The sequence below is a fragment of the Kitasatospora sp. NPDC008050 genome (assembly GCF_042957465.1).
Taxonomy (GTDB): Bacteria; Actinomycetota; Actinomycetes; order Streptomycetales; family Streptomycetaceae; genus Kitasatospora.
On record NZ_JBIBIJ010000007.1, the window covers coordinates 206,911 to 225,826 of the forward strand.

Consider the following 18,916-nt stretch of genomic DNA (forward strand, 5'->3'; position numbering starts at 1 on the left):
TGAGTGGAAGGAAGCGCGATCCTATGCCCGAGACCAAGGTCGCCGTCAGCCCCGCAGTCACCGACTTCGCAGTCACCGACCCCTCAGTCGCCGACCCCTCAGCCACCGGCTTCACCGTCACCGACCCCTCAGCCACCGGCTTCACCGTCGCCGACCCCGCGGTCCCCGCCGAGCCCCGCCAGCGGTGCGACCAGCCGCTCGGCAGCCCGTGGCCCGCCTCGGCCCGCACCGCGTCCGGCGGCGAGGTGCTGGTCGGCGGTGTCGGGCTGGACGAGGCAGCCGACCGCTTCGGCACGCCGCTCTACGTGCTCGACGAGGCCGAGGTCCGGGCCCGCGCCCAGGCCTACCGCCGCGCCCTGCCGCACGCCGAAGTGCTCTACGCGGCCAAGGCGTTCCTGTGCAGCGCGATGGCGGACTGGGTGGCGGAGGAGGGGCTGGGCCTGGACGTCTGCTCGGCGGGCGAACTGCGGCTGGCCACGGCCGCCGGGTTCCCGGCCCACCGGATCCTGCTGCACGGCAACGCGAAGACTCCCGAGGAGCTGCGGCTGGCCCGCCGGCTGCGGGTGGGCCGGATCGTCATCGACGGCATGGCCGAGATCCCCCGGCTGGCCGCGCTGGCCATCGCGGACGTCCCGCAGCGGGTGCTGATCCGGGTGGTGCCGGGCGTCGCCGCCGGCCACCACAGCGCGGTCCAGACCGGCGTGGACGGGCAGAAGTTCGGCTTCCGGATCGCCGGCGGCGACGCGGCCGAGGCGATCAGCCGCACCCTGGCCCAGCAGAGCCTCGAACTCGCCGGCCTGCACTGCCACTTGGGCTCACAGATCACCGAAGTGGCGCCCTACCTCGACGCGTTGGACCGCCTGGTCGAGCTGCTCGCCGAGGTGCGGGACCGGCACGGGGTCCAGCTGCCCGAGCTGGACCTCGGTGGCGGCCACGGCGTGCGCTACCTGCCGCAGGACCGCGAGCTCGACCCGGCCCGGTTCGCCGCCGCCGTGAGCGAGCACCTGGCGGCGCGCTGCCTGGCGCACGGCCTCACGGTGCCGCGCCTGATCGTGGAGCCGGGCCGGGCGATCGCCGCCCCGGCGGGCGTGGCCGTCTACCGGGTGCTGTCGGTCAAGCACACCGCCGACGGCCGGACCTTCGCCGCCGTCGACGGCGGCATGAGCGACAACCCGCGCCCGGCGCTGTACGGCTCCGCGTACGACGTGCGCCTGATCGGCCGCGCCTCGACCGCCCCGACCGCCGTGATCGACGTGGTCGGCCGGCACTGCGAGGCCGGCGACGTGCTGGTCCACGACGCCCGGCTGCCCGCCGACCTGCGCCCCGGCGACGTGCTGGCCGTCCCGGCGGCCGGGGCCTACCAGCTCTCCATGGCCTCCGGCTACAACCTGGTCGGCCGCCCGGCGGTGGTGGCCGTGCGCGACGGCCGGGCCCGGCTGCTGATCCGCCGTGAGACGGTCGACGACTTCCGCGCCCGCGAGGTCGGCCGCTGACCGGCCGCTGACGGCCGCTGACCGGCCGCGCCCCGGCGGACCGTAGGGGCGGCCGGGCCCGCCGGCCCGGCCGCCGATCCCGTTACGGCGCCCCGGTCTTGACCAGGGTGAGCTCCACCGGCGGCTCCTGGTACGGCTGTTGGAGGCGCTCGCCCTCGATGTCGAGGTTCGGCAGCAGCCGGGCGAGCGGTCCCGGGAGCCACCAGGCCGCGTGGCCGGTGAGCGCCAGGACGGCCGGCACGAAGGTCATCCGGATCACGAAGGCGTCCAGCAGCACGCCGACGGCCAGGGCGAAGGCGATCTGCTTGAGCATCTGGCTGTCGGTGCCGAGGAAGGCGGCGAAGACCGCGATCATGATCAGCGCCGCGGCGGTGACCACCCGGGCGCTGTGCCGGCCGCCGCTGTGCACCGCGGCGAGCGGCTGCCCGGTGTGGACGTAGGCCTCGCGCTGGCGGGAGACCAGGAAGACCTCGTAGTCCATCGCGAGCCCGAACAGCACGGCCAGCAGGATGATCGGCAGGAAGCTGCTCACCGGTCCCGCCTGGTCCACGCCGATCAGCTTGCCGAAGTGGCCCAGTTGGAAGACCCCGACCACGGTGCCCAGGGTCGCGGCCACCGAGAGCAGGAAGCCCACCGCGGCCTTGACCGGGACGACCAGAGAGCGGAAGACCAGCAGCAGCAGGAGCAGCGACAGCCCGACCACCACGGCCGCGAACGGGATCATCGCGGCGTTCAGCTTGGCCGAGACGTCGATGCCCACCGCGGTGCTGCCGGTGACGCCGATCGTCGCCCCGGTCTGCTGCTGGAGCGTCGGCGCGTCCGCCCGGATCGTGCCGACCAGGTCCTTGGTCGCCTGGTCGCTGGGTGCGCTGGCGGGGATCACCTGGATCAGCGCGGTGTGCGTCGCGGCGTTGAGCACCGGGTGCGCGACGGCGCTGACGTCGGGCAGCGCGCGGATCGCGGTGGCGATGTGGTCGGCCGCGGCGGTGGGGTCGGTGCTGTGGCCGGTGTCGGCGAGCACCAGCAGCGGCCCGTTGAAGCCGGGCCCGAACTCCTTGCTCACCTGGTCGTAGGCCAGCCGCTGCGAGGAGCCCGCGGCGGCGGTGCCGTTGTCGGGCAGCGCGAGCCGCAGGCTGTGCGCGGGCCAGGCGAGCGCGCCGACGCCGATCAGCACGGCGAGCAGGGTCAGCAGCGGCCGACGGGTGACCAGCCGGAACCACCGCTCGCCGCCGTTCGCGGGCTTGCCCCGGGTGGCCGCCTCGCCGCCCGGACCGGCGCCGGGGGCCTCGGCGATCGCCTGCTCGCGCCGCATCGCCCGGGAGCCGGGCCTGGGCGCCAGCCGCGACCCGGCGAAGCCGAGCAGCGCGGGCAGCAGCGTGATCGCGACCAGCACGGCGATCAGCACGGCCGCGGCCGCGCTCAGGCCCATCACCGTCAGATAGGGGATGCCGACGACCGACAGGCCGGCCATCGCGATCACCACGGTCAGCCCGGCGAAGACCACCGCGCTGCCGGCCGTGCCGACGGCCAGTGCGGCCGACTCCTGCGGCGAGGTGCCGCGGGCGAGCCCGGCCCGGTGGCGGCTGACGATGAAGAGCGCGTAGTCGATGCCGACCGCCAGGCCGATCATCAGCGCCAGGCTCTGCGCGGTCGACGAGATCGCCGTCACGCCGCTCAGCGACAGCACGCCGGCGATCGCGGTGACCACCCCGGCTATCGCGCTCAGCAGCGGCAGACCGGCCGTCAGCAGCGAGCCGAAGGTCAGCGCGAGGATGACCACCGCGATCCCCACGCCGATCAGGTCGCTGCCGCCGGACTTCGACGCCCCGGGGCCGAAGGCCGCGCCGCCGACCTGCACGTCCATCCCCGGCTGGTGCTGCGTGGCCACCGCCACGGCGCCCTTGAGCGCGTCCAGCGGACCGGAGCCCAACTGGCTCGGGGTCACCTCGTACTGCACCTGGGCGATGGCGGTGCTGCCGTCCGCGGAGACCGTCTGCGCGGCGATCGGGTCGATCACCTTCGCGACCTGGGGTGCGGTCCTGGCGGCCGCGAGCGCGGTGCGGATCGCCGCCAGGTCGGCCGGGTCGGTCACCTTCTGCCCGGCGGGTGCGGTGAAGACCACCTGGGCGCTGGTGCCGGAGGAGGCGGGGAAGTCGCTCTTCATCCGGTCCAGCGCCTGCTGCGACTCCGAGCCCGGGATGCTGAAGGTGTCGTCCAGTTTGCCGGGGCCGCCGAAGGCCAGCATGCAGCCGACGACCGCGGCGATCACCGCGAGCCAGAGGGCCAGCACACGTCGTCGGTGCCGGAAAGCGCACCGGCCCAGACGGTAGAGAAGGGAAGGCATGGGGGCTCCATGGCTGAGGATCTGCGAGGAAAATCTGGCAGTTCTGCCACATTAGCAAACCTGGCAGAACTGCCATTTTTGCCCCCGGCAGGACCGCGCGGCGGGAGCTGAGATGATCCAGGAGTGAACGACGAAGGACCGGGACGCAGGGAACAGAACAAGCGCCGCACCCACGACGCCTTGGTGAGCGCGGCCGCACGCCTCTTTCGGGAGCAGGGCTACGAGGCCACCACGGTGCGGGACATCGCCCTGGCCGCGGGCGTGGGCGAGCGCACCTTCTTCCGGTACTTCCCCTCGAAGGAGAGCCTGATCCTGCAGCAGGTCAAGGACCTCGTCCCGCTGCTGGCCGAGGGGATCCGGTCCCGCCCGGCGGCCGAGCCGCCGCTGGCCGCGCTGCGCGAGGCCACCCTGGAGCTGGCCCGCCACTCGGACGCCCCGCCACTGCTGCTGCTCGGCCCGCGCCCGCTGAGTCCGGACCCGACCAGCCGGGGCGACCGGTTCCTGCTCTTCGACCTGGAGGAGGCGGTGGCCGCCGCCTTCCTGGCCCGCCTGGCACCGGGCATGGACGCGGGGCCGGAGACGGACCCCGAGGACCGGCAGGTGCTGCGCGCCGCCGTGCTGTCGCGCGCGGGCGTCTCGGTGCTGCGCGCGATCCGGATCAGCTACTCGCGGCTGCCCGAGTCCCGGCGCGCCACCCTCGACCTGCTGGACTTCGTGCGCCGGGCTTTCCTGGCGCTGGAGGAGCGGGCGGACTGAGCACCGGCGTTGGCGGATCGGATGCGCCGCCGTATCTTCTTCAGGGTCCGCATCGCCGCCGACACCTGGAGTGGGCCGTGAGCAGTTCCACCGTGAGTAACCCCGCGAGCGCCGAGGCCTCGGCCGCGAAGGCCGCCGCCCTGGCCGCCGTCCTCGGCCCGGTGCCGGAGGGGGTCACGCTGCCGCTGCCGCCGAGCTTCGACTCGATCGAAGCCGAGCGTCAGTACCGCAAGGAGCAACTGGCCGCCGGGTTCCGGCTGTTCGGCAAGTTCGGCTTCTCCGAGGGGGTGGCCGGGCACATCACGGTGCGCGATCCGGAGAACCCGCAGTGGTTCTGGGTCAACCCGTTCGGCATGTCCTTCACGATGATCAAGGCCTCGGACCTGATCCTGGTCGACCACGAGGGCCAACTGCTGCACGGCAACCGGCCGGTGAACCGGGCGGCCTTCGTCATCCACTCCCAGGTCCACGCGGCCCGCCCGGACGCGGTGGCCGCCGCGCACTCGCACTCCCTCCACGGGAAGGCGTTCTCCAGCCTCGGCGTCCTGCTGGACCCGATCACCCAGGACGCCTGCGCGTTCTTCGAGGACCACGCGGTGTACCGCGACTACCGGGGCGTGGTCAACGAGATCGACGAGGGGCAGCGGATCGCCAAGGCGCTGGGCGACTGCAAGGCCGTGATCCTGCAGAACCACGGGCTGCTGACGGTGGGTCAGTCGGTGGCCGAGGCGGTGTGGTGGTTCATCACCATGGAGCGCTCCTGCCAGGCGCAGCTGCTGGCGATGGCGGCGGGCACCCCGAAGCTGATCGACCGGGAGACGGCGCTGATCACCCGGGGGCAGCTCGGCTCGTCCCTGGCCGGCTGGTTCCAGGCCCGCCCGCTGTGGGACCAGATCACCGCCTCCGACCCCGACCTGTTCGACTGAGCCCGACCGCTTCGACCGAGCGAGGGCCGTCCGGACTTGGACGGCAGCCGCCGCCGAGCGCTGCTCAGACGGGCGCCCGGTGGCGCCGCTCCGTGATGGCTCGATGACGCTCGGTCCCCGGCCGGTCAAAAGTTGGCAATGATTATCAGATCGGTGGCTGCCGGCCTGGATGTGAAAACCATTTCTAATTACTCTGTGTGGTGTCCACGAGAGACGGATCCCCCAGGTCGGGAACCGCAGGCCTGAGGAGAGACCCAGCCATGAGCACCGCCATACCCGGTGCCGGCCGCCGCCGAGCCGTCACCGCCGGGTGTCTCGGCGTGATCGCGGCCGCGACGCTCGCCGCGACCAGCGGGTGCTCGACGGCCTCCAGCGCCGCCACCCCGGCGGCCGGCGGTTCGAGGGTGATCCAGGTGGTGGCCGCGGAGAACTTCTGGGGCAGCATCGCGAGCCAACTCGGCGGCACCCACGTGAAGGTGGCCAGCCTCATCAGCAACCCGGACACCGACCCGCACTCCTACGAGCCCACCACCGCCGACGGCCGCGCCGTGTCGGTCGCCGACTACGTGATCAGCAACGGGATCGGCTACGACGCCTGGGCGGGCCAGCTGCTGAGCGCCAACCCGATGCCGCACCGCACCGCCCTCAACGTCGGCACCGTGCTGGGCAAGAAGGTGGGCGACAACCCGCACCAGTGGTACTCGGCGGACAGCCTCCACCAGGTGGTCGACCGGATCACCGCCGACTACAAGACGATGGACCCCGCCGACGCGGCCTACTTCGACGCCCAGCAGCAGACCTTCCTGACCCGCACGCTGGCGCCGTACGACCAGTTGGAAGCCGAGATCGAGGCGAGGTACGCGGGCACCCCGATCGGTGCCTCGGAGTCGATCGTGACGCCGCTGGCCGAGAGCCTCGGGCTCAAGCTGCTCACCCCCGAGTCCTTCCTGGACGCGGAGAGCGAGGGCAGCGACCCGACCGCCGCCGACAAGGCCGCCATCGACCGGCAGATCGCCACCAGGCAGATCAAGGTCTACGTCTTCAACACCCAGAACTCCGACCCGGATGTGATGGCCCAGGTGAGCGCCGCCAAGGCGCAGGGCATCCCGGTCGCCCAGGTCACCGAGACCCTCGCGCCCGCGAACGACAGCTTCCAGGACTGGCAGGTCCAGCAGCTGCAGGGCATCGAGAGCGCGCTGAAGCAGGCGACCGGCACATGAACGGACAGACGATCGAAGAGGCCGGTGCCAGCATGAGCGTGACCGATGTGGAGAAGAGCGGGATCGGGACCGGCGGTGAGCCGGTGGTGTCGCTGCGCGGCGCCGCGGTGCGGGTGGGCGGACGCACGCTCTGGTCGGGCGTCGATCTGACCGTCGGCCCGGGGGAGTTCACCGCGGTCCTCGGCCCCAACGGGGTCGGCAAGTCGACCATGGTGAAGGTGCTGCTCGGCGTGCTGGCGCCGGCGGCCGGCGAGGTGGCGGTGCTCGGCGCCGCACCCGGCGCGCGCTGGGGCTCCCGCCGGGGGCAGGCCGACGGCGGAGCGGTCGGCTACCTGCCGCAGCGCCGCCACTTCGACGCGAGCGTGCGGATCCGCGGCGTCGACGTGGTCCGGCTGGGCCTGGACGGGGACCGGTGGGGGATCCCCGTCCCGGGCCTGGCGGCGCTCAAGCGCCGGCGCGCGGCCCGCCTCGGGATACCCGGGGCCGACGAGGCCGCGAGGGTCGCGGAGGTCATCGAGCTGGTCGGCGCCGCGGCCTACGCACACCGTCCGATCGGCCAGTGCTCCGGCGGCGAGCAGCAGCGGCTGCTGATCGCCCAGGCGCTGGTGCGCCGCCCGTCGCTGCTGCTGCTCGACGAGCCGCTGGACAGCCTGGACCTGCCCAACCAGAGCGCGATAGCGGCGCTGCTCGGCCGGATCTGCCACCAGGAGGGGGTGGCGGTGGTGATGGTCGCGCACGACGTGAACCCGATCCTGCACCACCTGGACCGGGTGGTCTACCTCGCCGAGGGCGGCGCGGTCTGCGGCACGCCGACCGAGGTGATCACCTCCGAGACGCTGACCCGCCTGTACCGCACGCCGGTCGAGGTGCTGCGCACCAGCGGCGGCCGCCTGGTGGTGGTCGGCCAGCCGGAGGCGCCGGCCCGGCACAGTGACCGGCACCCCGGCCGGCAGGCCGACCTGCCGGCCGCGCGCAGCGGGGGTGCGGCCGCATGATGCTGGCAGCCGACGTGACCTCACCCGTCTTCTCCTGGAACCTCGTCGCCGACTTCCAGGACATGTGGTCCTACGCCTTCATGGTCAACGCCTTCCGGGCGGGCCTGATCGTCTCGGTGGTCTGCGCGCTGGTGGGCTGGTTCATGGTGCTGCGCCGCCAGACCTTCGCCGGGCACACCCTCTCGGTGGCCGCCTTCCCGGGCGCCTCGCTGGCCGTCCTGGTCGGCTTCAGCACCTCGCTCGGCTACTTCGGGTTCTGCGTGGCCGCCGCCCTGGTGATCGCGATGCTGGGCCGCAGGGGCCGCACCGACGGTGCGGAGGAGTCCGCGGTGACCGGCACCGTGCAGGCCTTCGCGCTCGCCTGCGGCTACCTCTTCATCAGCCTCTACAAGGGCCTGCTGGAGGGACCGACCGCGCTGCTCTTCGGCAGCTTCCTCGGGATCACCACCAGCCAGGTGACGGTGCTGGCGATCGTCGGTGCCGCCGTCCTCGCGGTGCTCGCGGTGATCGGGCGCCCGCTGCTGTTCGCCTCCGTCGACCCGCAGGTGGCGGCCGGGCGCGGGGTGCCCGTGCAGGCGCTCAACGTGCTCTTCCTGGTGCTGCTGGGCGCGGCCACCGCCGAGGCCAGCCAGATCACCGGCACGCTGCTCGTCTTCGCGCTGATGGTGATCCCGGCCGCCACGGCCAACCAGCTCACCGCGCGGCCCGGCCTGAGCCTGCTGCTCTCGGTGGTGCTGGGCCTGGGCGCCTGCTGGGCGGGGCTGATCGCCGCGTACTACCAGCCCTACCCGCTCGGCTTCTTCGTGACGGGCTTCGCCTTCGCCGGCTACGTCCTGGCGCACCTGGTGCGCCGCGGCCGCGAGGCGCTGGAACGGTCGCGCGAGCGCGGCCCACTGGACGTCGGCCCACTGAACGCCGGCCCGCTGAGCGTCGGCCCGGGAGGCACGGCATGACTTCGGTACTGTCCCAGGACTTCTTCCAGAACGCCCTGCTGGCCGGCACGTTCATCGCCCTGGCCTGCGGCCTGGTCGGCTACTTCCTGGTGCTGCGCGCGCAGATGTTCACCGGTGACGCGCTCAGCCACGTGGCCTTCACCGGCGCGATGGCGGCCCTGGCCGGCGGCTACGACCTGCGGCTCGGCCTGTTCGCCGCGACCATCGGGGTCGGCCTGCTGCTCGGCGGCCTCGGGCGCCGGGGCAAGCCGGACGACGTGGTGATCGGCAGCGTCTTCGCCTGGATCCTGGGCCTGGGCGCGTTCTTCCTCACCGTCTACACCACCTCGCGCAGCGGCTCGGGCCAGGGCGGAGCCGGGACCACCGTGCTCTTCGGCTCGATCTTCGGCCTGCACGGCAACCAGACCACGCTGGCCGTCGCCATCGCGGGCGCGATCTGCGTACTGATCCTGCTGATCGGCCGACCGCTGCTGTTCGCCACCCTGGACGAGGCGGTCGCGGCGGCGCGCGGGGTGCCGGTCCGGGCGCTGGGCCTCGGCTTCCTGGTGCTGGTCGGCGCCTGCGCGGCCGAGGCGACCCAGGCGGTCGGCTCGCTGCTGCTGCTCGGCCTGCTGGCGGCGCCGGCCGGTGCGGCGATCCGGCTGACGGACCGTCCGTTCCGCGCGCTCGCGCTCTCCGCCGGGCTCGCGGTCGGCGAGATGTGGGGCGGGCTGCTGCTCAGCGCGGCGCTGCCCAAGCTGCCGCCGAGCTTCACCATCATGGCCACCGCGAGCGCCGTCTACGCGCTGACGTTCCTGGTCCGCCCGCGCCGCCGGGCGGCTGATCAGGCAGCCGATGGGGCGGCCGAGCCGGTGGCGACGGCACGCGGTTAGCCCGGACGGGGGGCTCTTCGTCAAGGTGCCGTCAAGGACCGGCGGGTGCGCGTAGTCCACGCGTCAAGGCCGGGTGCGCTTGCGCTGGGATGGGGCTCCACTGGAGCTGCGCGTGGGGACCACCGAGAGCCCTCAGCGTCACCGGCTCCTGGAAGGAAGCGAACCACCATGACCGATATCCAGGTCTCCGTGCCGATCGAGCCCACCGATCTCCCACTGCCCCGGCCGCTGGCCGAGGCGGTGCTGCGCGGGCTGCTGAACGGGACGGCCTTCACCCCGATGGGCGCCGAGCAGCAGCGCCTGTGGCCGGTGGAGCGGGACGAGGATCGGGACGGGGTGGCGGACGGCACGGGGGACGAGGAGGCCCTCCCGGTCGCGGAGCGCGAGCGGACGGCGCCTGCGCACTGCCGGTACGCGATGCAGTATCTGGACTGACCGGGCTCGTCCCGGGGCTCCCGTACCCGACCGCTTCCCGTCACCGGATTCTTGCCATCGGAGGAACGCCGTGACCACCGCAGCACACGCCTCGCAGCCCGCCGAGGCGCCCGAGGAACCCCCGGATCCCGCCGTCCGCGACAGCCTGGTCCGTGACAGCGCGACCCACGGCAGCCCGACCTGCGGCAGCCCGATCCGCTACGTCCCCGTCCGTGAGGTGCCGCTCGGCCACGTCGGCGCCACCCAGGTGCTCCGGCTCTTCCGGCAGCGTGACGGCAGCCGCTGCGCCGTCGCCTTCAGCTCGCTCCAAGCCCTGCACGCCCTGCTGGGCGCCGGGCAGCCGGCCGCCGAACTCACCGAGTCGGCCGTGCGGGAGCTGACCGAGCCGCTGGGCGTGCACCGCCTGGTCCTCGACCCGAAGCTGGTCGCCCCGCCGTCCCCCGCCCGTGCCCCTGCCCCGGCCCCCACCGCCCCGCTCCGGACCGAGCGGTGCCGTGCCCACGGGCGGTGAGCCGTCCCTGCTCCCGTAGCGATCGCCCGACGGCTCCAAGTGCTGAGCCCCTGCGCGGCCATGGGCTACGCAGGGGCTCAGTGGGAGAGTGGGTCAGACGGTGCCGAAGCCGCCGGCCTTGACCTCGGTGACGAACGAGGCGAACGCGTCGGCGCCGAAGATCAGGGCGCCCCCCTCTGGATTCTTCGAGTCACGGACGGGGGCGAGGCCCGGAAAGTTCGGGGCTACCTCGATGCAGTCACCGCCGTTGTTGCTGTAGGACGACTTGAACCAGGAGGCGCCGGACAGGTCTACGGGGTCGTTCATGGCTGAATTTCCTTTCGCGCCTTACGGATCAGTGCGAGGGATGGCGCCCGGGGCAGCGCTTCCACTAGCAGGTGATCGTACTCCCTGGACCAAGCCGTCACGGCTGCGCGCGACCGCTCAAGGTGGCCCTTGGCGATTGATTCGGCGTACCCCACTACAGAGTGGTCCGGGAGGTCAAGCAGCACAACCGGCAGGGTGAACGTTAAGTTCTCCCCGAGACTGAAGGGGGCAACCTGAATTGTGATGTTCGGGCGTTGTGCCAGTTCCTCAAGATGGCACAGCTGCTCCGCCATTACCTGTGGCCCCCCGATAGCCCGATGCAGACACCCCTCCTCAAGCACTGCATGGAGAACCGGCGGCGCCTTCTGGTTAAGCAGCTCTTGACGGACAGCCAGGTACTCGGTCCGTTCGTCCGCCTCGGTCCGCGTGATGGCCCCCCGTCGGACCGCCGCGGACGCGAGAGCTGCGGCATATGCCGGCGTCTGGAACAGACCGGGAACGATGATCAAGCCAACTGTTCGTAGACGGCGACACTTGGCCTCCGCATCCGCGAACTCGGGGAACCCCTCCAGTAGTGCCGCGCGTGTGTACTTGCGCCACAACTCATAGAACTTCTGCCCGGTTTCGAAGACCTCATCGGCCTTAACAGCGACCTCCCGTGTTGGAGCTCGCTTAGCTCGTTCGAGGTACGAGACGAACGCGCCGGTGTAGCCCATGCGCTTCCCAAGCTCCACCTGTGACCACTGTCTAGCCCGCCGCGACCTGCGCAGTTCCAGGCCGAAGCGCACGTGCGGAGATGACTGAAGGGCAGCGTCGTTATCGCTCAAGATCGTCGAACTCCTTAACGCGACAGAGCTGTCAAGGTCAAAACACTAGCGAGCGTACGGGGTCGTGCCGATCCTTGGTAGTGGAACCACTACGGAGAGGAGCGATGGTGAGTGCGCGCAGAACGCCCCCACAAGCGCAGTACGATCCCGAGGCGAACGGGCGTGCGATCAAGGCCACTTCTGCCGGCGACAACGTCGCGGGCCCCAAGCCCGTCGCCCTGGTGGTCGACGTCCCCAGCACCGCCCCGCCGACGAGATCGCGCCGGCGGGTCGGTCCCGAGGAATCGGCGGCGATCTTGGCCGAGTACAACCCCACCATGGCGGACGCCGTTGGTCGCAGGCGTGCTCCGGTCGACTGGCCGTTCTGCGAGTGCGGCAGCAGCAACTGCCCGGACAAGGGTGCGGCCTGATGACCGACGACTTCCCGGCCGGGACCGCCGGCGACTGCCACAGCTGCCAGTACCTGGACGCGATGGCTGACGAGCCCGAACCGATTGCCCTGCCGCCTCCGCACCAGTGGCGCCAGGGTCGCTGCATCTGCTGCGACCGTCCTGCCCTGGTTGCTCCAGGACCGCAAATTCCGACCCCAGACAACCAGTTGGTGACGCTGCCGTTCTGCTTGGTCGGATTCGAGCGGGCAGCGCGCCACCTCCACCGCATCCGGATGGCGGCCCAACTTCCGCCCATCCGAAGTTAGTTGAACAACCCAACAGACTCCCGTGTCGAGCTACCGGCGGCACGCGGCGCCCTGACGAACACAGTCAGGGCACATGACCCTTTCGCGGCTCGGTCTGCTCCCCGCGAAGGGGCCCTCCAGCCCAACCCTGAGGAAAGGCACAACCATGGCCCACTGTGATGTTGACTCCGCGAGCCCGCCCCGCCGTCGTATCGGCGCCGTGGTCCTGGTACGCACGCTCACCGGATCCGTGCTGCTGGTCAAGCCGACCTACAAGGAAGGCTGGACCCTCCCCGGCGGCGCCGCCCACCAGGGCGAGAAGGTCTCCGACGCGGCGGCCCGGGAGTTGAAGGAGGAGACGGGCCTGATTCGCGAGATCACGCACTACCTCGCCCTCGACCAGGTTCCGGCCGGCGACGACGGCAGCTCCGCCGAAGGCTTCAACATCGTGGTGGACGGCGGCACGCTCACGCCCGCCGAAGCGGGGTCCGTCGCGATCCCCGCGAGCGCGTCCGACGAACTGTCCGGCCTCACGTGGGTTCCCCTGGAGCAGCTCGGCGGGTACACGGTGCCCTACCAGGAACGGCGCATCCGTCAGGCCTACGCCGCTGCTCAAGTCGGCCTCCGGCTCCCGCTGCTGGACCACGGCCGGGCCATCGGCGACCGCGCGCGTGACTGAGCCGGTCGACCCTCGTGATGCCTGTGCACCGCCCACGCCGGCCTGCCCGCGCTGCGACGAGCTGGATGCGCGGCAGAAGACGGCCAAGGCGGCGCACGACAGATCTGCCCTGGTGGACGAACGCGTCCTGAGACGCGAGCACGCGCGCCGTGCGCAGTGCGAACGGGCCCGTGCCATTGCGCAGACCTTTCCGTGTCTCTGACAGGAACAAGCGTCCCGCCGGGCATCTGCCGACGGATCCTCTGCTGACCCGGAACCGGGTTGCCCGCGGGCTCATCCCTCGGGGACAGGCCGACGGGCAGCCCGTCTAACTCCCAAGAATGGATGGACACATGTCGTACAAGAACGGTATCTGGAAGGTTCTCCTGCAGAGCGCCGGCAACCCCAACTGCCCGTTCTGCCGGGGGACCGGAGTACGACTCGGGTCGGAGCCCGGCAAGGTGCGGATCTGCACCGGCTGAATCTCGCACCTCAGGACCCCCGTCCCCGGGGGAGGGTGCCCCATTGGGTTCCCTCCCCCTCGCAGGAGGGATTGCGCCATGGAGCCTCATGTCAACTGGGTTGAACTCCCACAGTCAGTAAGGAGATTGGTCAGGGAGCGAGAAGGAGAGGTGATCTCTGCAAAATTGTGGAAGATGGGATCACCTGCCGAACGGCACTCATCCTCTCCACGGCAACGGAGACGCTGTTTCTGAAGGGTACGCCGGTCTCTGAACGCAGCGGCGTGGAAGCACAGCGCATGGAAGCTGACGTCAACGCAGCAGTCGCGCGGGTGGGTCCGGCGCTTCGCTGGGAAGCTGTTGCCGATGCGTGGCACCTGATCGCCTTTAACTACGTGAGCGGCCGGCACGCGGACCTCACGCCCCGAACTCGCGACGCTGTGGTCGTGGCTGACACTCTCAAGTGTGTTGGTTCATGTCGCCCACCCAAGAGTGGCATCGTCCCGTTGCTGGCTGAGCGGTACCATCAGACTCTCGGGCCCGGGGATTACAAGGCGCTTGACGGCTCATCGCTGCTGCATACTGACACCAACCCGCACAATCTCTTGATCGTGTCTCAGCGCGGCTACCTGGTCGACTGGGCCATGCCGGCTGTTGGGCCCGCTTGGGCGGACGCTGCACAGATGGCCGTCCGACTCATGGGTTACGGCTGGAAGCTCCAGGATGCCCGTACGTGGCTCAGCAGGTTCCCCGAGTGGGAGCGCGCCGGCCAAGCCACCAGGGGCACATTCGTACGTGTGGTCACCGACGACGCAACGATCCGTTTCGGCACACATGCAGAAGAGGAGAACGCCCGGTACCGCGCGCTGTTGGGGTGACCAGTCCCCGTCCGTGTGTCGATCAGGGCGCATGGGCGGGGCTTCGCCGTCAGCGCGGCGGCACCTCCAGCCGGAAGCGCAGGCGGCAGATCAGCGCGTCGGTGTGCTGACGGATCGCACGGTCCAGCAGTACCCCGCGCTGGTTCTGCAGCAGGCGCTGCCAGGCGTGCGGCAGGTGCATCTCGGGGATCAGCACCACCAGCCGGTCGTGTTCCAGCCCCGCCTCCAGCCGGCGCAGGTAGTCCACGATCGGCCGGGTCAGCGAGCGCGAGGGGCTGGGCAGCACGATCAGCGGCACCTGCGGGTGCCAGCGGTCCCAGGCCTGCCGCAGCTGTTCCCCGCCCGGCATCCCCTCGTCGTCCGGATACGACACCGTGACGGCGCGCACCTCGTCGCCCAGCGAGAGCGCGGTGGCCAGCGCCTCCTGGGTCAGCCGGTTGACCGAACTCACCGGCACGATCACCAGCGAAGGCTGCTCCCGCGGCGGCCCGGGCACCTCGCCGATGTGCAGCGCCCGCCCGATCCGCCCGTAGGCCCGGTGGACGGACTCGAAGAGCAGCACCAGCACGGCGACCGCCAGGAAGACCAGCCAGCCGCCCTTGCCGAACTTGGCGATCAGCTCGATCACCGTGGCCGCCGCCGTCAGCACCGCGCCCACGCCGTTGAGCAGCGCCCGGCCGCGCCAGCCCGGGCCGCGTTCCAGCCGCCAGTGCCGCACCATGCCGACCTGGGAGATGGTGAAGCCGATGAAGACACCGATCGCGAAGACCGGCACCAGCGCCTGGGTGTCGCCCTGCGCGCCGACCAGCAGCACCAGCGCCGCGCCCGCCAGGACCAGCACACCGTGCCGGTAGACCTGCCGGTCGGCGCGGAGCGCGAAGACGTGCGGCACGTGGTGGTCGCGGGCCAGCAGCGAGGTCAGCACCGGCATGCCGCCGAAGGAGGTGTTGGCCGCCAGCGCGAGCAGCGCCACGGTGCTGAACTGCACGATGTAGAAGCCGGCGTTGTGGCCGAGCGAGGCGTCGGTGAGCTGGGCGAGCACCGTCTTGGTGCTGTTCGGCGCGACGTGGAAGCGGCCGATCAGCACCGACAGCCCGATCAGCATGGCGCCGAGCAGGCCGCCGAGCGCGAGCTCGGTGTGCTGGGCGCGCCGCACCCGCGGCTGCCGGAAGGTCGGCACGGCGTTGGCGATCGCCTCCACTCCGGTCAGCGCCGCGCAGCCGGAGGCGAAGGCCTTGAGCAGGAGCAGCACCCCGACCGTCTCGGTGGCCGGGCCGGGGTGCGTCGGCTCGGTCACCGGATGGGCGCGCAGCAGGCCGACCACGATCACCGTGAAGACCGCGACGACGAAGACGATCGTCGGCAGGATCAGCGCCTTGGCCGACTCGGCGACGCCGTACAGGTTGACCCCGGTGACCAGCGCCAGCACCAGCACGCAGAGCCAGACCCGGTCGCCGTAGAGCGAGGGGAAAGCGGAGGTCAGCGCTGCCACGCCGGCCGAGACGGAGACGGCGACGTTCAGCACGTAGTCGATGATCAGCGAGGCGGCGGCGATCAGGCTGACCCGCCGGCCCAGGTGCCGCCCCGCCACCGCGTAGGCGCCGCCGCCGTTGGGGAAGGCGGCGATCACCTGCCGGTAGGAGAACGTCAGCGCGGCCAGCAGCACGACGATCGCCACCGTCACCGGCAGCGTGTACCGCAGCCCCTGGCTCCCGGCGACCGCCAGCACCAGCACGATCGCCTCGGGCCCGTAGGCCACCGAGGCCAGCGCGTCGAGCGAGAGCGCGGCCAGCCCCTGGGGCACCGTCAGCCGGTCGCGCTCCTTGCCCACTGCGGGCATGGCCACCACCCTTCCCGTCATCCCGTCTGTCAGGACGCTAGTGGCGCACGGTGGCCCGGGACGCGACTGACGCGCGGTCAGCTGGCTGGTTCGACGCTGGGGTCGCCCGCCGTGCCTCCCTTCTGGGCACGCAAATATGTGCAAACTCCTGGTGCCACGGTTGCTCAGCGTGCCAGCCTGAGTTCGGAGATCCAGTCCTTCTCGGAGGCGAGCAGTGCCCGAGGCCCCCTCGATCGAGGAGCTCATGGTGGCGTGCAGGCAGTCGGCCGTGCATCTGGAAATGCGCGACGGCTACATGTGGGACGACCCGAGATTCATCGCCTGGCAGGAGGGCAGGCTCGATGTGGGCGCGTTGTACGCCACGTCGTTCGAGGCGGTGTGGGGGCGTTCGATCCCGCATGAGGAGTACCGGCCGGCCTGAGCAGTCATCAAGCAACCGCGCAGAAACGTCCTACAGGAGGGCATCATGTCGCTACGGTTTGGTGGGATTGACCCCGACACCGGGAAGGACGAGAGCCCGATGGTGTGGGTTGACGACGAGGAGCGCGAGTTGGTGGTCCAGGGCTGGAAGCCCAGCGAGGCGCTTCTGGCGAAGATCGGCACCACCGAATGGGTGCCCGGCCACGCTGTCGGCATCCCCGACCATGAGAACGTGACCCGCATCCCGTTGCGCATGGCGGCGGTCATGAGGAAGGCGCTCAATGATGCAGAACGTGCCGGGCTTCTCTGAGCTGCTGGCCGGCGCCCAGCACTCGGCGGTCCACCTGGAGATGCGCGACTCCTACGGCATCGCCGGCGAGGCTGCGGAATTCGCGGAGTTCAAGCGCTCCGGCATCCACCCGGATGTCGACCCCGAGTCCGAGGGCTGGGCCGGCTGGGTGTCGATGGTTCGGGCGGCCGTTGCCCGTGGTGTCGTGATGCGCCGCGCCCGCATCGTCTCCGAACCGGTCAGCGATTACATCCGTTACGAGCATGCCGGAACGGTCGTCAACATCGCGGCTGGGGAACTGGTGCGTTGGCTGCCTCGCCGACGGGCTTCGGACATCGCGCTCCCTGGTAACGACTTCTGGGTGTTCGACGGTCGCGTGGTGCGCTTCAACCACTTCACTGGTGAAGGTGCGTCCGCCGGACCGGAGATGTGCGAAGACCCCACGGTCGCCGAGCTCTGTGCCGCTGCGTTCGAGGCTGTCTGGGAGAGGGCCGTTTCGCACGAGGAATACACCATCTAGCTTCCCGCCAGGACAGCCAGCTCATGCCCAACTCACCGTCCTCCGGCGCCCAAGGGGCCCGCCTCGCTGTCGCCGCGCGATTGCGCGAGCTCATGCTGGATGCCGGTCTCCAGGGGCAGGAGCTGGCTGCCCTGTGCGGTTGGAACGGTGCCAAGACCTCCCGCATCATCAACGCCAGGACGGCACCGTCCGACAAGGACATTCGCGCGTGGTGCGCTGCTTGTGGTGCGAACGACCAGGTCGAGGATCTGATTGCCGCCAACCGCGCCGTGGACTCCATGTATGTCGAGTGGCGCAGGCTCACCCGTACCGGTCTGCGCAGGCTGCAGGAGTCGGCGGTTCCCCTCTACGAGCGCACCCGTCACTTCCGCGCCTACTCCTCGCGCGTCGTGCCGGGTGTTCTGCAGACCGAGGCGTACGCAACTGCTCTGCTTGCCACCGTGGCCGACTTCCGCCGCACGCCCGACGACGTTGCCGAAGCCGTGGCGGCCCGTCTCGCCCGATCCCGTGTCATCCGAACGGGCAATCACCGCTTCGCGATACTGGTGGAGGAGTCTGTCCTGTACTACCGGCTCGGCAGCGTCGGGACGATGGCCGAGCAGTTGGCGTACCTGCTGGTGGCCATGTCCTTGCCGAGTGTCTCGCTCGGCGTCATCCCGTTCACCGCGGTGCGCACCATGTGGCCGGTGGAGACCTTCAACATCTTCGATGACGCGGAAGCCGGCATGGAACTGCTGTCCGCCCAGGTGACGGTCACCGCCCCTGGCGAAGTCGGCCTCTACGCCCGAGCGTTCGACAGACTCAAGGACTTCGCCGTGTACGGCGCGCAGGCACGCGCTCTGATCTCCAAGGCGATTGACTCGCTGGAGTGAAAATCTGCAAGCGAAAGCAAACGCGTTGATGGCGCTCCCGGCCGCTCCCTACCGTCCTCGGCATGGCAGATCTCGCGCCGTCGCGCAGCGGCTCCTCCCGGTCGGGCACCGCACGGTGACCCCGTCCCCGCCCCCGGCCGATCGCCGGCACACCGACCTGTACGTCGGTGCCGCCACCTTTCTCACCCAGTACGGTCTCCACCCGGACCCGGCGGCCTTCCTCTCCCACGGGTATGTGGATCTGTGCCTGGCCGCCTGGCCCACCGCGTCCGGCGCCTCGCTCGACCTCGCTACCCGCTGGGCGGTGTGGACGTGGATCGTGGACGACGTCTTCGATGCGGAGATGCTGGGCGAATCGCGGCAAGTGGTGGGCGAGTTCGCGCTGTCATTGGTCCTGGTCGCGAGCGGCAGCACCCGCCCCGCCCCCGCCGACCACCCCACCCTGCACGCGCTCGCCGATCTCGTGGCGGACACCCGGGCGGTGATGCCGGCCTTCTGGTGGCGGCGGTACCTGACACACCTCGAAGGCTGGGTGCATGCTGCCTCCGCCACCCGCCGCCTCGCGCGCTCGCTCGACCACTTCCGCCACGCCCTGGCCGACTGGACCAGCAGCAGTTCCCGCTATGCGACGCGTCACGAAACCTCGGCTGCCTGGCCATCATGA

23 protein-coding genes are annotated in these 18,916 nt (G+C 71.0%); 19 read left to right on the forward strand and 4 right to left on the reverse strand.

Going from position 1 to position 18,916, the window contains the following annotated elements:
- The first annotated feature begins 23 nt into the window (after positions 1–23).
- Positions 24–1,493: a diaminopimelate decarboxylase gene (lysA, locus tag ACFZB9_RS16440; RefSeq protein WP_391447636.1), complete on the forward strand. Its 1,470-nt coding sequence runs from the start codon at positions 24–26 to the stop codon at positions 1,491–1,493.
- 82 nt (positions 1,494–1,575) lie between these two features.
- On the opposite strand, the gene ACFZB9_RS16445 is transcribed toward lysA, so the two are convergent.
- A complete protein-coding gene (locus ACFZB9_RS16445; protein ID WP_391447638.1) occupies positions 1,576–3,837 on the reverse strand; it encodes an MMPL family transporter in 2,262 nt (753 codons plus the stop codon).
- Between the two features lie 123 nt (positions 3,838–3,960).
- Between ACFZB9_RS16445 and ACFZB9_RS16450 the strand changes: the two genes are divergently transcribed.
- From ACFZB9_RS16450 to ACFZB9_RS16485, 8 genes are all read left to right on the forward strand, one after another.
- Positions 3,961–4,593: a TetR/AcrR family transcriptional regulator gene (locus tag ACFZB9_RS16450; RefSeq protein ID WP_391447640.1), complete on the forward strand. Its 633-nt coding sequence runs from the start codon at positions 3,961–3,963 to the stop codon at positions 4,591–4,593.
- A 161-nt stretch (positions 4,594–4,754) separates the two neighbouring features.
- Entirely contained in the window at positions 4,755–5,519 is a 765-nt protein-coding gene (locus ACFZB9_RS16455) for a class II aldolase/adducin family protein (protein WP_391448068.1), read from the forward strand.
- A gap of 260 nt (positions 5,520–5,779) precedes the next feature.
- Positions 5,780–6,739, forward strand: a complete 960-nt coding sequence (locus tag ACFZB9_RS16460) for a metal ABC transporter solute-binding protein, Zn/Mn family (RefSeq protein WP_391447642.1) — start codon at positions 5,780–5,782, stop codon at positions 6,737–6,739.
- Positions 6,736–7,734 (forward strand): metal ABC transporter ATP-binding protein, encoded by a 999-nt coding sequence (locus tag ACFZB9_RS16465; RefSeq protein ID WP_391447643.1) that lies wholly within the window; start codon positions 6,736–6,738, stop codon positions 7,732–7,734. Before ACFZB9_RS16460 ends, ACFZB9_RS16465 begins: the two co-directional genes overlap by 4 nt.
- Positions 7,731–8,687: a metal ABC transporter permease gene (locus ACFZB9_RS16470; protein WP_391447645.1), complete on the forward strand. Its 957-nt coding sequence runs from the start codon at positions 7,731–7,733 to the stop codon at positions 8,685–8,687. Before ACFZB9_RS16465 ends, ACFZB9_RS16470 begins: the two co-directional genes overlap by 4 nt.
- On the forward strand, positions 8,684–9,559 hold the full coding sequence (locus ACFZB9_RS16475) for a metal ABC transporter permease (RefSeq protein WP_391447647.1): 876 nt from the start codon (positions 8,684–8,686) through the stop codon (positions 9,557–9,559). The genes ACFZB9_RS16470 and ACFZB9_RS16475 overlap by 4 nt, the downstream gene beginning before the upstream one ends.
- A gap of 168 nt (positions 9,560–9,727) precedes the next feature.
- A complete protein-coding gene (locus ACFZB9_RS16480) occupies positions 9,728–9,994 on the forward strand; it encodes a hypothetical protein (protein ID WP_391447648.1) in 267 nt (88 codons plus the stop codon).
- Between the two features lie 70 nt (positions 9,995–10,064).
- Positions 10,065–10,505 carry an SAV_915 family protein gene (locus ACFZB9_RS16485; RefSeq protein WP_391447650.1) on the forward strand — a complete coding sequence of 147 codons (441 nt, stop codon included), beginning with the start codon at positions 10,065–10,067 and terminating at the stop codon, positions 10,503–10,505.
- A 93-nt stretch (positions 10,506–10,598) separates the two neighbouring features.
- On the opposite strand, the gene ACFZB9_RS16490 is transcribed toward ACFZB9_RS16485, so the two are convergent.
- Together ACFZB9_RS16490 and ACFZB9_RS16495 are read right to left on the reverse strand one after the other, a co-directional pair.
- Positions 10,599–10,811: a DUF397 domain-containing protein gene (locus tag ACFZB9_RS16490; protein ID WP_391447652.1), complete on the reverse strand. Its 213-nt coding sequence runs from the start codon at positions 10,809–10,811 to the stop codon at positions 10,599–10,601.
- Positions 10,808–11,638, reverse strand: a complete 831-nt coding sequence (locus ACFZB9_RS16495) for a helix-turn-helix domain-containing protein (RefSeq protein ID WP_391447653.1) — start codon at positions 11,636–11,638, stop codon at positions 10,808–10,810. The genes ACFZB9_RS16490 and ACFZB9_RS16495 overlap by 4 nt, the downstream gene beginning before the upstream one ends.
- Positions 11,639–11,745: 107 nt before the next feature.
- Between ACFZB9_RS16495 and ACFZB9_RS16500 the strand changes: the two genes are divergently transcribed.
- The 5 genes from ACFZB9_RS16500 to ACFZB9_RS16520 all read left to right on the forward strand — a co-directional run bounded on the left by ACFZB9_RS16500 (position 11,746) and on the right by ACFZB9_RS16520 (position 14,311).
- The gene (locus ACFZB9_RS16500; RefSeq protein ID WP_391447655.1) at positions 11,746–12,048 is read left to right on the forward strand and encodes a hypothetical protein; all 303 of its coding nucleotides are present in this window, start codon (positions 11,746–11,748) and stop codon (positions 12,046–12,048) included.
- Positions 12,048–12,335 (forward strand): hypothetical protein, encoded by a 288-nt coding sequence (locus tag ACFZB9_RS16505; protein WP_391447657.1) that lies wholly within the window; start codon positions 12,048–12,050, stop codon positions 12,333–12,335. Before ACFZB9_RS16500 ends, ACFZB9_RS16505 begins: the two co-directional genes overlap by 1 nt.
- A gap of 145 nt (positions 12,336–12,480) precedes the next feature.
- Positions 12,481–12,993, forward strand: coding sequence for an NUDIX domain-containing protein (locus ACFZB9_RS16510; RefSeq protein ID WP_391448070.1), 513 nt, complete (start codon positions 12,481–12,483; stop codon positions 12,991–12,993).
- A 332-nt stretch (positions 12,994–13,325) separates the two neighbouring features.
- Positions 13,326–13,454 (forward strand): hypothetical protein, encoded by a 129-nt coding sequence (locus ACFZB9_RS16515; RefSeq protein WP_391447658.1) that lies wholly within the window; start codon positions 13,326–13,328, stop codon positions 13,452–13,454.
- 167 nt (positions 13,455–13,621) lie between these two features.
- Positions 13,622–14,311 carry an aminoglycoside phosphotransferase gene (locus ACFZB9_RS16520; RefSeq protein WP_391447659.1) on the forward strand — a complete coding sequence of 230 codons (690 nt, stop codon included), beginning with the start codon at positions 13,622–13,624 and terminating at the stop codon, positions 14,309–14,311.
- Positions 14,312–14,360: 49 nt separating this feature from the next.
- On the opposite strand, the gene ACFZB9_RS16525 is transcribed toward ACFZB9_RS16520, so the two are convergent.
- Positions 14,361–16,151, reverse strand: a complete 1,791-nt coding sequence (locus ACFZB9_RS16525) for an APC family permease (RefSeq protein WP_391447661.1) — start codon at positions 16,149–16,151, stop codon at positions 14,361–14,363.
- Positions 16,152–16,365: 214 nt separating this feature from the next.
- Here ACFZB9_RS16525 and ACFZB9_RS16530 point away from each other — a divergent pair, with 214 nt between their 5' ends.
- Genes ACFZB9_RS16530 through ACFZB9_RS16550 form a run of 5 tightly spaced genes read left to right on the forward strand, consistent with a single transcriptional unit; the run spans position 16,366 to position 18,916 of the window.
- On the forward strand, positions 16,366–16,572 hold the full coding sequence (locus tag ACFZB9_RS16530; RefSeq protein ID WP_391447663.1) for a hypothetical protein: 207 nt from the start codon (positions 16,366–16,368) through the stop codon (positions 16,570–16,572).
- A gap of 45 nt (positions 16,573–16,617) precedes the next feature.
- Positions 16,618–16,881, forward strand: a complete 264-nt coding sequence (locus ACFZB9_RS16535; protein ID WP_391447664.1) for a hypothetical protein — start codon at positions 16,618–16,620, stop codon at positions 16,879–16,881.
- On the forward strand, positions 16,853–17,380 hold the full coding sequence (locus ACFZB9_RS16540; RefSeq protein ID WP_391447666.1) for a DUF6879 family protein: 528 nt from the start codon (positions 16,853–16,855) through the stop codon (positions 17,378–17,380). Before ACFZB9_RS16535 ends, ACFZB9_RS16540 begins: the two co-directional genes overlap by 29 nt.
- 23 nt (positions 17,381–17,403) lie before the next feature.
- A complete protein-coding gene (locus tag ACFZB9_RS16545) occupies positions 17,404–18,252 on the forward strand; it encodes a helix-turn-helix domain-containing protein (protein WP_391447668.1) in 849 nt (282 codons plus the stop codon).
- Between the two features lie 28 nt (positions 18,253–18,280).
- On the forward strand, positions 18,281–18,916 hold the full coding sequence (locus tag ACFZB9_RS16550; RefSeq protein ID WP_391447669.1) for a hypothetical protein: 636 nt from the start codon (positions 18,281–18,283) through the stop codon (positions 18,914–18,916).